The 13,071-nt window shown below is 61.2% G+C and carries 13 protein-coding genes; 7 read left to right on the forward strand and 6 right to left on the reverse strand.

Translation table 11 applies throughout. The features are described from left to right. Positions 1–3 precede the first annotated feature (3 nt). From EGM97_RS19545 to EGM97_RS19555, 3 genes are all read right to left on the reverse strand, one after another. Complete coding sequence (locus tag EGM97_RS19545; protein WP_238964490.1) at positions 4–495, reverse strand: tripartite tricarboxylate transporter TctB family protein; 492 nt, start codon at positions 493–495, stop codon at positions 4–6. A 1-nt stretch (position 496) separates the two neighbouring features. Continuing rightward, entirely contained in the window at positions 497–1,468 is a 972-nt protein-coding gene (locus EGM97_RS19550) for a Bug family tripartite tricarboxylate transporter substrate binding protein (protein WP_238964491.1), read from the reverse strand. 134 nt (positions 1,469–1,602) lie between these two features. Then, a complete protein-coding gene (locus tag EGM97_RS19555; RefSeq protein ID WP_238964492.1) occupies positions 1,603–2,064 on the reverse strand; it encodes an Lrp/AsnC family transcriptional regulator in 462 nt (153 codons plus the stop codon). A 251-nt stretch (positions 2,065–2,315) separates the two neighbouring features. On the opposite strand from EGM97_RS19555, the gene EGM97_RS19560 reads away from it, so the two are divergent. Both EGM97_RS19560 and EGM97_RS19565 read left to right on the forward strand, forming a co-directional pair. After that, positions 2,316–3,557 (forward strand): Zn-dependent hydrolase, encoded by a 1,242-nt coding sequence (locus tag EGM97_RS19560; protein WP_238964493.1) that lies wholly within the window; start codon positions 2,316–2,318, stop codon positions 3,555–3,557. 80 nt (positions 3,558–3,637) lie between these two features. Then, positions 3,638–4,861, forward strand: coding sequence for a diaminopropionate ammonia-lyase (locus EGM97_RS19565; RefSeq protein WP_238964494.1), 1,224 nt, complete (start codon positions 3,638–3,640; stop codon positions 4,859–4,861). Positions 4,862–4,973: 112 nt separating this feature from the next. On the opposite strand, the gene EGM97_RS19570 is transcribed toward EGM97_RS19565, so the two are convergent. After that, entirely contained in the window at positions 4,974–5,795 is an 822-nt protein-coding gene (locus EGM97_RS19570) for an aldo/keto reductase (protein WP_238964495.1), read from the reverse strand. Between the two features lie 207 nt (positions 5,796–6,002). Then, a complete protein-coding gene (locus tag EGM97_RS19575) occupies positions 6,003–7,154 on the reverse strand; it encodes an aldose epimerase family protein (protein ID WP_238964496.1) in 1,152 nt (383 codons plus the stop codon). A 293-nt stretch (positions 7,155–7,447) separates the two neighbouring features. Here EGM97_RS19575 and EGM97_RS19580 point away from each other — a divergent pair, with 293 nt between their 5' ends. From EGM97_RS19580 to EGM97_RS19590, 3 genes are all read left to right on the forward strand, one after another. Then, positions 7,448–8,197, forward strand: coding sequence for a hypothetical protein (locus EGM97_RS19580; protein WP_477788836.1), 750 nt, complete (start codon positions 7,448–7,450; stop codon positions 8,195–8,197). A 110-nt stretch (positions 8,198–8,307) separates the two neighbouring features. Next, positions 8,308–9,093: a sulfite exporter TauE/SafE family protein gene (locus EGM97_RS19585; RefSeq protein WP_238964497.1), complete on the forward strand. Its 786-nt coding sequence runs from the start codon at positions 8,308–8,310 to the stop codon at positions 9,091–9,093. A 182-nt stretch (positions 9,094–9,275) separates the two neighbouring features. Further along, positions 9,276–9,833: a DUF4174 domain-containing protein gene (locus EGM97_RS19590; protein WP_238964498.1), complete on the forward strand. Its 558-nt coding sequence runs from the start codon at positions 9,276–9,278 to the stop codon at positions 9,831–9,833. Positions 9,834–9,866: 33 nt separating this feature from the next. Here the strand turns inward: EGM97_RS19590 and ampC are convergent, their stop codons facing one another. Further along, entirely contained in the window at positions 9,867–11,015 is a 1,149-nt protein-coding gene (gene ampC / locus EGM97_RS19595) for a class C beta-lactamase (RefSeq protein ID WP_238964499.1), read from the reverse strand. 291 nt (positions 11,016–11,306) lie between these two features. Here ampC and EGM97_RS19600 point away from each other — a divergent pair, with 291 nt between their 5' ends. Further along, entirely contained in the window at positions 11,307–12,185 is an 879-nt protein-coding gene (locus EGM97_RS19600) for a Dyp-type peroxidase (RefSeq protein ID WP_238964500.1), read from the forward strand. A gap of 78 nt (positions 12,186–12,263) precedes the next feature. Beyond that, on the forward strand, positions 12,264–13,010 hold the full coding sequence (locus EGM97_RS19605) for an SDR family oxidoreductase (protein WP_238964501.1): 747 nt from the start codon (positions 12,264–12,266) through the stop codon (positions 13,008–13,010). Positions 13,011–13,071: the final 61 nt, after the last annotated feature.

Consider the following 13,071-nt stretch of genomic DNA (forward strand, 5'->3'; position numbering starts at 1 on the left):
AAATCAGATCCAGGCATTGATCAGGGGCGGCAAAGCGACCCCCAACCCGGCATTGAACAGCCAGTAGATCGGCAGCGTCAGGGCGATGCCGATGGCGAGATCACGCAGGGGATGGCGGCTGCCGAACCCGCGTGCCGAGCAGGCGAACAGCAGCGCCGCGGCCAATACGAACCCGATGACATTGATGAGCAGGGCGATCGCCACAATGCCGGCGGTTACCCAGGCCGCTCCCGACTTTCCGTTGGCCTGCAGGCTGGAGGCTTGAAGATCCTGCGACAGTTCACGAAAACCGCCTGTCATCGCCTGGTAGCTCAGCACCACGCCCACCCCGGCCAGGAACACGGCCACGGCGCACGGATAGACGTGAGCCCCCAGGATGACGAAACCCATTTCGGGGGGAAAGCGCAAAGCGCCAATCGCAAGGACCAGGCCGATGGCGATCACGCCGACGCCGATGGCCAGTTGGATTGGCACTATTGCGTTCGGGCGGGCCATGTCAGAGCAATCCGACCTTCACCAGCATGGCTCGCAGGCGCGCATGCTCCTCATCGACGAATTTGCCGAACTCGTCACCGGTCAGGATGACCTGGGTCCAGGCGTTGGCCTTGATGTTTTCCTGCCAGACCTTGCTGTGGGTGGCGGCCAGTACGGCGTCGGTGACTTGCTGGCGTTGTTCCGGCGAGAGATTCGCCGCGCCGTAAACGCCACGCCAGTTGCCGATGGTCACGTCATAGCCGCTTTCCTTGAGGGTCGGCGCGTCGATGCCTTCGACACGGTTGGGCGCACCGATGGCCAAAAGGCGGAACTGCTTGGATTGCACATACTTGGCCAGCTCGGCATAGCCCCCGGTGATCACGGTGATGTGTCCACCCAGGGTCGCGGCGACGACTTCGCCGCCCCCGGCATAGGCGACGTAGTTCACCTGATTGACCGGGATGTCCATCTTGCTCGCCAGATCAGCGATGCCGATGTGATCGATCGAACCCTTCGAGCCGCCGCCCCACTTGATACTGGAAGGCTTGGCCTTGAAGTCTTTCAACAGGTCATCCAGGTTTTTGTAGGGCGAATCCTGGCGGACGGCAAGCACGTTGTATTCGGTGAACAGCCGGGCGATGGGGGTCACATCCTTCAAGGTGATCTGCGGTTTGTTCTGCTCCACCGCCGTGACCATGATCGCGCCTACCACCAGCAGTGCGTTGGGATCGCCCTTGGTGCTGTTGGCAAACTGCGCCAGGCCCAACGTACCCCCGGCACCCCCCTTGTTCTCGAACGTAACGGACTTGGCGGCCTCGGCCTCGACCAGTGCCTTGCCCAGGATCCGCGCGGTCTGGTCGTAGCCTCCGCCCACGGAGCCCGGGGCCATGAATTTCACGGTGTCCAGTGCTAGGGCGGGCAGGGCGAGCGTTGTAGCGCCAAGGGCTACGGCGAGGGCGACGCAACGGCTGAAGGGGTGAATTTTCGTGAGCATGAGGTTTCTCCCGCGATTATTGTTTTTGTCGGTACCGGTTGATCCAGCCTAGCAGTGCCGCGGGATTTTGGGAGAGCGAGACAGGCAGGCATCATTCCCTTGACGGCTAAGAAGCCCCCAACAACCTGGAGGACTCACGAGACCGGCACGTACAGGTCTGACTTGATGTTGCTCATCGACACCAGCGTCTTGAACCGCTTGACGTTGTTGCTTTCGAAAAACAGTTCGCGGGTCAACTGCGTGTACTGCTCCATGTTTTTCACCAGCATGATCAGCAGGAAATCGCATTCGCCCGCCACGTAATAGCACTGCTGGACTTGAGGGCAGGCAAGGAAGGTGCGCTTCATGGCGTCCAGCAGGTCGAGGCGTTCGTTTTCGACTTCAACTTCAGTAATGACGGTCAAGGTATAGCCCAGGGCAGCCGGGTCGACACGGGCGACGGTCCCAAGCACGACACCTTCGGCACTCAGTTTCTTCAGTCGCCGGTTCACGGCAGCCGAAGACAGGTTTATCCGGTCTCCAAGATCCTGCTGGGAAGTGGTGGCGTCACGCTGGACGGCGTCCAGCAGGGCAAGGTCGAAAGAATCCAGGCTCATGAAAGGTCTACTCGAAAGTTCAGTTTGCACAATCCCTTGTGGGAGCGAGCCTGCTCGCGATAGCGGTAGGGCAGCTTGAATCGATGTTGAATATGCCGACGCCATCGCGAGCAGAGCTCGCTCCAACAGGGGTATTGGCGTGATCGCTTGTGATAACGCAATAAAAGTTCATCTTTATCGCGAAAATCAAGATTTTCATGCATCTGAGGGGAATAGAATTTCTCCACACCAGACACCCCTTGGAGAATCTGATGAACGAGCTGCGACTCAACGGCACCCTCATGCTTCAGCAGATTCAAACCCTCGGTCAGTTGGGGGCCGACGCGGAAAACGGCGGGCGTACTCGAATCGCGCTCACCGATGCCGATAAGGCCGGGCGCGATCGGGTGCAGGGATGGATGCGTGAGCTGGGGCTGGATATCCAGATCGACCGGATCGGCAATCTGTTCGGCACGTTGCGCTCGGCGAGCGAACAGGGCGACCAGCGTCCGCTGATGATGGGTTCGCACATCGACACGGTGACCAATGCCGGTGCGCTGGACGGCTGTTACGGTGTACTTGCCGGGTTGGCCGTCATTCGTGCTTTTCGCGAGGCGGGTGTGTTTCCCGGACGCTCCATCACGGTCGGTGCTTTCACCAACGAGGAAGGCGTGCGCTACCAGCCCGATATGATGGGTTCGCTGGTCTATGCGGGCGGGCTGTCGGTCGAGGCAGCGCTCGACACCATCGGCACCGACGGTTCGCGTCTTGGGGATGAACTCGAACGCATCGGCTACGCCGGCACCCTGGAACCGGGCGCGATTGTCCCTCATGAATATATTGAGCTGCACATTGAGCAGGGGCCGATCCTGGAAGCCGAGGACACCTTGATCGGTGTCGTCGAAAACCTCCAGGGCATCTCTTGGCAACAGGTGGAAGTGAAGGGCAATGCCAACCATGCGGGCACCACGCCCACGCACCTGCGACACGATGCCGGCCTGGTCGCCAGTTCTATTGTGGTTGAACTGCGTCGAATCGCGGTGGAGACCGGGACCACCCTGGCCACTGTCGGCTGCATGAAGTTCGAACCGAATGTCATCAACGTGATTCCCCGCAAGGCGACCTTCACCGTCGACCTGCGCGATCCCGACGAGGCAAAGCTGGTCGCTGCCGAAAACCGGTTGTCCAGGTACCTCGGTCATATCGCCGAGCAGCAGGGCGTCAACATCTCGACCGAACAGCTGGTACGTTTCCAGCCGGTGATCTTCAACGCCACGCTGGCCGACGAAATCGAAGCCAGCGCCAAGCGCTTCGGGTTCAGTCACCGTCGGATGACCTCCGGTGCGGGGCATGACGCGCAGATGATCGCCCGCATCGCACCGGCCGCGATGATCTTTGTCCCCAGCCGTGGCGGGATCAGCCATAACCCCCGCGAGCACACCGACGACGATCAGTTGATCAAGGGCGCGCAGGTGCAGCTCGATGTCGTCGTGCGACGTCTCAACGCCGCCTGATACCTGAAACGTTTTTGCCTGTCCGTTGGTTTCAACACCGACGGCACGGGTTTGCTATTGCCTGTTCATTGGAGATTCCCATGTTCTTCGCTAATCCCAAGGCCACTCGCCAACCGTATCCCGAAGCCCTGCGCACAATCATGAGTGTCGAAAAAGCCAACGAGAGCCGGCAGTGGCTTGCGCAATGGTCGCGTCTGAATGCCTCGGCAACGCCCCTGTACGAACTGCCCGACCTGGCGGCGGAACTTGGGGTCGCGCAGATCCTGCTCAAGGACGAGTCGCAGCGTTCGGTCCTGGGCAGCTTCAAGGCACTGGGTGCGCCCATCGCCCTGGTGCGTTTGATCCTGCGGACCTTCCCTGAGCAGCGCTTCTTGCCCCGCGATCTGCTGGAAGGCAAGCATGCCGATGCGTTGGCAGGCTTCACCGTGATCAGCGCCACGGATGGCAACCACGGCAGGGCGCTGGCCGCGGCGGCCCAGAGTATCGGTTGCCAGTGTCACATCGTCCTGCACGCGAACGTCAGTATCGAGCGCGAAGAGGCCATTGCGGCCTATGGCGCCACGATCGTGCGCATCACCGGCAACTATGACGAGTCGGTGGAGGCCGCCGCCGCGCTGGCCGCCGCCCATGACTGGATCGTGGTCTCCGACACGTCCTACGAAGGGTACGAAGTGATTCCGCGGGATGTCATGCAGGGTTACGGCACGATCTCGGCTGAAGTGCTTGAAGCGTTGCAGGCTGATGCGCCAGTTACCCACGTGTTCCTACAGGGCGGCGTCGGTGGCCTCGCTGCAGGTATCGCCAGTTATCTGTGGGAGCAATACGGCGAGCGGCGGCCAGTATTCGTCGTGGTGGAGCCGAAGCAGGCTGACTGCCTGTATCAGAGCGCGGTCGAGGGGCGGGCCGCCAAAGCGACCGGCTCGGTCGACTCGGTGATGGCGGGCCTGGCCTGTGGCGAGACGTCCCCGCTGGCCTGGCGTTTTCTTGAGCCCTGTGTCGATTTCTTCATGACCATCGAGGACGACGAAGCCGTGACCGCCATGCGCCGCCTGGCGGCGGGCAGTGCCCGTGACATTCCACTGGTAGCGGGAGAGTCGGGTGTGGCAGGCCTCGCCGGCCTGATGCATGTGATCGCGGCGCAAGGCGTTGCGGCCGACCTGGGTATCGACACCGATTCCCGAGTCCTGGTGGTGAACACCGAAGGTGCCACCGCGCCGGGTGTGTATGCCGAACTGTTGGGCGAAAGCGCTGTTGTCGTGCAGCAGCGGCAGGAGGCCTGGACAACCGCTGTCGGTGAAAATTGAAACCCGGTGGGAACAAAGCTTGCTCGCGATGATGGCAGTCCATTCAGACTGACCGCTATCGCGAGCAAGCTTTGCCCACAGGCTGCTTATTCGTCCTAGTTGCCTGACTGACTCACACCATCGCCAGCCGCTGCTTACCCTGGGGCTGCGGGAAGATCAGGTCGAGGGCGGCGAGGTCCTGGGGGGCGAGCTTGAGATTCGCCGCTTCGGCGTTCAAGCGTACGTGTTCCGGTTGTACGGCTTTGGGGATGGCGATGACGTTGTCCTGGCGCAGCAACCAGGCCAGGGCGATCTGCGCCGGCGTCGCGCCGTGTCTTTCGGCGATCTGGCGCAGGGTGTGATCCTTGAGCAGGTGTCCACCTTGACCGACCGGGCAGTAGGCCATGATCGGCAGGGATCGTTGCTGACACCAGGGCAGCAGGTCGTATTCGATGCCACGCTCCTGCAGGTTGTACAGCACCTGATTGGTGGCGCAGGCAGGGGAGGCCAGTTCTTCAAGGTCGGCGACATCGAAGTTCGAGACGCCCCAGCGACTGATCTTGCCCTCTTCGCGCAGACGTTCGAAGGCCTCGACGGTTTCTTCCAGTGGGTATTGGCCGCGCCAATGCAGCAAGTAGAGGTCGATGTAGTCGGTGTCCAGTCGCCGCAGGCTACGTTCGCAGGCTTGCGGGATGCCCTTGCGGCTGGCGTTGTGGGGGTAGACCTTGCTCACCAGGAACACCTGATCCCGCAGGCCGGTGATCGCTTCGCCGACCACTGCCTCGGCACCGCCCTCGGCGTACATCTCCGCCGTGTCGATCAGGGTCATGCCCAGTTCGATGCCCAGGCGCAGGGCCGCGACTTCTTTTTTGTGCTGGGATGGCTCTTCCCCGATACGCCAAGTGCCCTGGCCGATCACCGGTACGGACATGCCTGCCAATTCGAGAGTGTTCATGCCTGCCTCCTGTGTGCTTGAACATCAAACGTGTTGCAGCAGGATAGACCAAGTGTTCGATATCCGATCCTCTGTTCTGTGGGAGCGAGCCCGCTCGCGATAACGGTGGGTCAGTTGGCGATGATGTTGCCTGTGACGCCGCCATCGCGAGCAGGCTCGCTCCCACAGGGTGACGGCTTGCGCCGGACGATGCGGGAGCGATCAGGTTTACTTCGCCGAGAACTTCAACACCATGGTCTGGGTATAGGTCTGGCCTGGATCAAGCCGTGTGGAAGGGAACGCCGGCTGGTTTGGCGAGTCGGGAAAGTGTTGGGTTTCCAGGGTAAACGCGCCCCAGTGCGGGTAGGTCTTGCCTTGCTTGCCCTTGACCGTGCCATCGAGGAAGTTGCTGGTGTAGAACTGCACGCCAGGCTCCGTCGTGAAGAGCTCCAAACGCCGTCCCGACTGCGGGTCGTAGACATCGGCGGCCGGTTTGCTCACGTCACCCTTGGCATCGAGGACCCAGTTGAAATCGAAACCACCCTGTTTCGGTTCGGCGAACTTGAGTTGGGGATGGTCAGCCTTGATATGGGTGCCGATGGCGGTCGGTTTGGTGAAGTCCATCGGGGTGCCCGCCACGGGCGCCAGTTCCCCGGTGGGGATCAGCTTGCCGGTGACCGGCGTGTAGCGGGCGGCATGCAAGGTCGCCACCTGTTTCAGGATGTCGCCATTTCCGGCACCGGCGAGGTTGAAGTAGCTGTGGTTGGTCAGGTTCAGCACCGTAGGCTTGTCGGTGGTGGCCTTGTACTCAATGCGTAACTCGTTCTGTTCGTTGAGGCTGTAGGTGACGTCGGTTTTCAGTGCACCGGGAAAGCCCATCTCGCCATCGGCTGACAGGTAGGTCAGGGTCACGCCCACCGAGTCCTTGCCGTCATGGGGTACGGCCTTCCATACACGTTTGTCGAAGCCTTGCGGTCCGCCGTGCAGGGAGTTGCCATGGTCGTTCTGCGGTACCTGGTAACGCTTGCCGTCCAGCTCGAATGCGCCGTCGGCCAAGCGATTGCCGAAGCGGCCGATGGTGGCGCCGAAATACACGTTGCCGTTCTTTTGATAACCCTGGACATCATCGAAACCGAGCACCACGTCGGCGGTCTTGCCCTGTTTGTCCGGCACGATCAGCGACTGGAGTATCCCGCCGTAAGTAATGACGGTGGCCTCCATGCCGTGACTGTTACGCAGGACATATTTCTCCACTGGCGTGCCGTCGTCGGTCTTGCCGAACGCGCCGTGTTCATTGGTCAGGCCGGCGGCCTGGGAGGCGGGGGTGGCGATCATCAGAGACACTCCGAGGGCCGTGAGCAACTGTCTGGATTCAAGCATGGTGTGACCTTCCTGTGGTTTTGTTGTTGTTTTGAACGCGCGTCGAGTCCGTTACTGGTCGGACAGCGTTGAAGGTTTTTCTGTTCAGTAGTCTTTCTATTTGAATGGGGAGAAACGATTTATAGCTATAAATCGAGAATTTTCAATTAAAAAGTCAGACTAATTCAGTGGCGCGAATCACGTCCCGGTGTGAGGCCCATCGCCGGGCACTGCACTTTTATGATTTTTGCCGCTCTATCCATGGCCAGGAAGCGGCGAGCCCCACCGCCTCCCCCTGCTCAGATCGAGAGTCGATGGCCGATGTTTTTTATCCCTTGAGGGAATTACGACGTTGCGGTCCGATGCTACCGGCCGTGGTCCTCATGCTGCTCAGTGGCGGTTGCACTCATCAGCAGGGCCAGGACATGGTCACGCAGTTCAGTAACACCAAGCCCCAGGAGTTTCTGCAGACCAGTGTCGACCGCATGGCCACGCTGTCCATGCATGACAACCTGCAGAGCCTTTATCTGCTGATGAACAAGCTGTACCTGCGCAATCCCGAAGAGCTGCGCAAGTCGGGTTTCCTCGATGCACGCAGTGCTGAAAAGCAGGTGCGTATGGCGATCGAGCAACAGCAGCCTCTGCCGACCCTGGGTGGAAAAAAGGACCTTGCAGCGCTGAGCTATGCCATGAGCCCGGAATTTCTCGGCGACCGGGTGGGTGCCTTTATCTACGCCATCGGCAGCATGCTGGTCACGGCCCATGGCAACCGGCTCGAGTTCTACATGACCGACACCATCGACCCACGCTTTGTCAGCAACGCGGCGCGCAATATCGAGAAGGCCACCTGGCTGCTAAGCCAGCGACAGGATAAGGACGGCAAGTTATTGCTGTTCTCCAATGAGATTTCGGAGGAGGGCAGTAACCTTAGCTTCGCCGTCGAGTTCGGCAAAATCGTTGCGCGATTGGACCTGCTGACGCAGATGCTGGATGAGCGTTACCGGCGAATCGGGTTGAACTACGCCCAGAGCCTGCTGTTTCTCAACTTCTTGCCTGTGCAATAGCTTAAAGCCGAAAAGCATAAAGATAGATCACAATGATATAGGGGCGTTATAAGAAAAATCGCTATGCTCGCGGCCAGTTTTTTCCTTGCGGTTGCGCTGAGACGGGTTTGATGGATTTCGGTAATGTCGGTTTAGTCGTAGCGGGCCTGGTGGTCGGTTTCATCGTCGGAATGACCGGCGTCGGCGGTGGTTCGTTGATGACCCCCATTCTGTTGTGGTTCGGCATCAATCCTGCAACGGCGGTAGGAACGGATCTGCTGTATGCGGCTATTACCAAGTCCGGTGGTGTCCTGGTTCACGCCAGGAACCGCAATATCGATTGGGCTATCACGGGTTGGTTGACGTTGGGCAGCGTGCCGGCGGTCGGGCTGACGCTGTGGTTTCTCAGCAGCCTGCACAGTTCGCCCGACGCCATGAACGCGGTGATCAAGCAGGCCCTGGGGTTCGTGCTGTTTGCCACGGCACTGGCGATCCTGTTCAAGAAACGCCTCCTGCAATTCGCCCACGATCGCGCCGGCGGACACTACAACCCCACGGGTTCGCGACTCAACCTGCTGACCGTAGTCACCGGCCTGGTGTTGGGGACGATGGTTGCATTGACGTCCATCGGCGCCGGCGCCCTGGGCACCGTCGCCTTGTTCATCCTCTATCCGTTTCTGCTGACCAAGCGCCTGGTGGGGACGGAAATCGCCCACGCCGTGCCACTGACCCTGGTTGCCGGCCTGGGCCACGCCAGCATGGGCAACATGGACTGGCACATCCTTGGCTTCCTGTTGGTCGGCTCGTTGCCGGGTATCTACCTGGGCAGTCACTTGTCGGGCCGCATCTCCGATGACCTGCTGCGTCCGTGCCTGGCGGTGATGCTGGCGATGATCGGGTTCAAGTTAGCGTTCTGAACTCATCCTGGCCCCCTGTGGGAGCGAGGCATGGCTGACTCCCGCCCCCTCGCGCCCCGGTTGCGCAATGAACCTGCTGGCCTAAGCTTCAAGGCAGACAGGCGCTGTATCGGGCGACTCTCTCACGGAACATTCGCCGCCCTGTGCAATCAGTACAGCGTGAATATCAAAAGGAGAGGCGCATGCTCATTCGGTCATTGACCTTCGCTACCTTGCTGGCCGTCGCCGGCCCCTTGTTCGCCGCCGATGGCGACTCCCCTTTGTTGGCGGAGGCAGGCAAGTCCCGCCCGTTGATCGTCATCGCCCCCAGTACTGTCGACCCGACCTGGGTCAGCCTGAAAAAGGCCCTGGAGGAACCAGCGGGCAAGCAAGGCTTTTCCGAACGCAACATGGTGCTTTTCACCGTGCTCAACACGATAGGGCAGCGAGACGGCAAAGACCTGGACCCGCAGAGCACCATGGCGTTGATCCGTTCACTCAAATTGGGTGCCGGTGCCCAGACCAAGATCATCCTGGTGGGCAAGGACGGGGAAAAGAAGCTTGAACATTCCGGGGCAATTGCACTGAAAGACATTTTCGACACCGTCGATAAATTGCCGGCAGCCGAAAAAGAAGCCACTCCTCCAGCCCCGCCACCCGCGCCGGAACCCGCACCGACCAAGGATGCGAAGGGCACCAAGCCCGGCAAGGCGGGCAAACCCGCGAAATCGACGGAGACACCGAAGCCGTTGGATGACTGAGCTAATGGGAGCAGGCTTGCTCCCACTTTGCTCTTACTTTTCCGCCAACGCCGTCAGGATCCGGTGCGCCACTTTCACCCGTTCCTCGATCGGGTAGTTTTTGTTCGCCAGTAGCACGATGCCCATGTTCTGCGCCGGCACGAACGCCACGTAGGCGCCAAACCCGCCCGTCGACCCGGTCTTGTTGATCCAGGCATTGTCCGGCGCCGGGCGAGGTGGATCGAGGGGGACTGCTTTCTGTGGCGTGAGCGCCATCTGTGGCGAGTTGCCGGCCAGCAGCGCTTCCAGGCTGATCGGGTAAGGGTAGAACTCCCAGCCCAGCCCCTGGGTCATTCCGCCGACCTGGTAGAACCCGGTGTGCGTGGTGGCGATGGCCTGGCGCAGGTTGGCGTCCAGTTTTTCAGGATGCAGGTTGGCCTCGACAAAACGAATCAGGTCCGACGAACTTGTTTTCACGCCATAGGCCTCGGCATCCAATGCGCCGGGACCGACCCGGACGGGTTTACCGTCCTTGGCATAGCCTTGGGCATATCGGCTCGACTGCTCCGACGGCACATGCAGATAACTGTGCTTGAGACCCAGCCCCGGCATCACCACGTTTTCCATTGCCTCGTCGAACGGCCGATCCAGGCTGCGGGCCGCCAGGTAGCCGAACAGGCCGATACTCGGATTCGAGTAGAGGCGCTGGGTGCCGGTCGGGTAGAGCGGTTTCCAGGCCTTGAAATAATCGAACATCCGCTGCGGGTGGTCGGCCTCATCGGGGAACTGCAACGGCAGCCCACCGGGGGTATAGGTGGCGAGATTGAGCAGGGGAATGCTGTCCAGGGCGCTGCCTTGCAGCTCGGGAGCATAACGGCCGGCCGGGTCCGAGAGGGAGAGCTTGCCCTGGGCCAGGGCATAGGCGCCGAGGGTGGCGGTGAAAGTCTTGCTGACCGAGCCGATCTCGAAGAGGGTCTGCTCGGTGACAGGTTTTTTCGTATCCTTCGACGCGACACCGTAGTTGAAATAGCGGGATTGGCCGTCCACCGTGACCGCGACGGCCATGCCAGCGATGTCCTGTTGTTTCATCAAGGGCCGGATCGCCGCGTCGACCGTGTCCTCGATACGGTCCTGGGCAAAGCCCTGCGGCATTCCACACAGCAGGACGAAAGCACCTGCGAGTAGCGATTTGGCAATGTACATGTCTGACCGTTCTCCGTGGATCGACGGGTTCAAGCGCACTCTGCATCTGCGCATGTGCATCAAGTGACTTTCGGCGCCTGAGTGCACCGAGGGGTGGTCAATCTAGGCACTTTTCAATGAGCAGGCAACGGGAGGTCATTCACGCCAAGCCTGGTTCCGAGTCCTCCGACGGTGTTGCCAGAGAGTTCCTACGCCGGGTAGGAGTCGGCCCGGGCGTATCGGGCATCGTACGGCAGTCACCACAAACCTGCGGCCGGCGGGTAAACTCTCGTTCTTTCCAGAGGAGATCACATGAGTTACTACCAGCCCGGCATTCTCGCCACCCCTGTTCCGCCTCAGGCCCGTCATTTGTTTTTCGCCCTGGAATCGGTCGAGGCGCTGCCGGCTGCGATCGATAGATTGTCGCTGCAACTGGACGGTCGCGCGGTGATCGGCTTTGGGGAATCGCTGGTTCAGGCGCTGGGTGCGCACATTGAAGGCCTGCGGGCATTCCCTGCCCTGGCCGGCGTGGGCGTTGATAACCCGTCGACCCAGCACGCACTGTGGTGCTGGCTGCACGGCGAAGACCGTGGCGAACTGCTGCACCGTAGCCGCGCCATCGAGGCGGCGCTGGCGCCGGCGTTGCGCCTGGTGCAGATGAATGAAACCTTCCGCCACATGACCGGCCACGACCTGACGGGCTACGAAGACGGCACCGAAAACCCCCACGACGAAGCCGCCATCGCCGCAGCCCTGGCCCAGGGGATCGACGGGCTTCGCGGAGGCAGCTTCGCCGCGATCCAGCAGTGGCAGCACGATCTGGACGGGTTTGCTGCGATGCAGCCCCATGAGCGCGACAACATCATGGGCCGGCGCCTGAGCGACAACGAAGAACTCGACGATGCACCGGAGTCGGCTCACGTAAAACGCACCGCCCAGGAAAGTTTCGCCCCGCAGGCCTTCGTCGTGCGCCGCTCCATGCCATGGATCGAAGGCGACCGTGCCGGCCTGATGTTCCTGGCCTTCGGCTTCTCCCTCGACGCGTTCGAAGCCCAACTGCGGCGCATGAGCGGCCTGGAGGACGGCATCACCGATGGGCTGTATCGCATGAGCCGGCCGATCACCGGCGGTTACTACTGGTGCCCGCCACTGCTGGACGGACGGCTGGATCTGCGAGCCCTGGCCCGTTAAGCGCAGCGGTGTGTGCAAAGCGCGGCGTGAACGCTATTCTTGGCCCGGACGTCTATCCGGGGAACGGGAGAAGCAATCGTGGATAAAGTCATCGTCATCACCGGGGGCGGCCGAGGCATCGGAGCCGCCACGGCGCTGCTGGCTGCCGAACAGGGGTATCGGATCTGCATCAACTACCAGTCCGATGAGAACGCCGCGCATGACGTGCTCGAACAGGTCCGCGCCAAGGGCGCCCAGGCGATCGCCGTGCGGGCCGACGTCAGCATCGAGGACGAGGTGGTCGGCCTGTTCCACCGGGTGGACGCTGAGCTGGGGCGCGTGACGGCCCTGGTGAACAATGCCGGGACGGTGGCCCACAAGTCCCGGCTCGACGAAATGTCCGAATTCCGCATCCTGAAAATCATGAAGACCAATGTGCTGGGCCCGATTCTCTGCGCCAAGCATGCGGTGTTGCGCATGTCGCCCAGGCATGGCGGGCAGGGCGGCAGCATCGTCAATGTCTCGTCGGTGGCCGCGCGCCTGGGTTCGCCGAACGAATACGTCGACTATGCCGCGTCCAAGGGCGCACTGGACACGTTCACGGTCGGTCTGTCCAAGGAAGTGGCCGGTGAAGGTATCCGCGTCAATGCGGTGCGTCCGGGTTACATCTACACCGATTTCCACGCCTTGAGTGGCGATCCGGACCGGGTCAGCAAGCTGGAATCGGCCATCCCCATGGCCCGGGGCGGTCGTCCGGATGAAGTGGCCGAAGCGATTATCTGGTTGTTGTCGGACAAGGCTTCGTATGCCACAGGAACATTTGTGGATCTGGGTGGGGGGCGCTGAGCCGGGTTATCTGTGCCGGCCTCATCGCGAGCAGGCTCGCTCCCACATTTGGATCGTTTCG

It is taken from the genome of Pseudomonas sp. AF32, from assembly GCF_022342325.2.
Classification (GTDB): Bacteria; Pseudomonadota; Gammaproteobacteria; order Pseudomonadales; family Pseudomonadaceae; genus Aquipseudomonas; species Aquipseudomonas uvaldensis.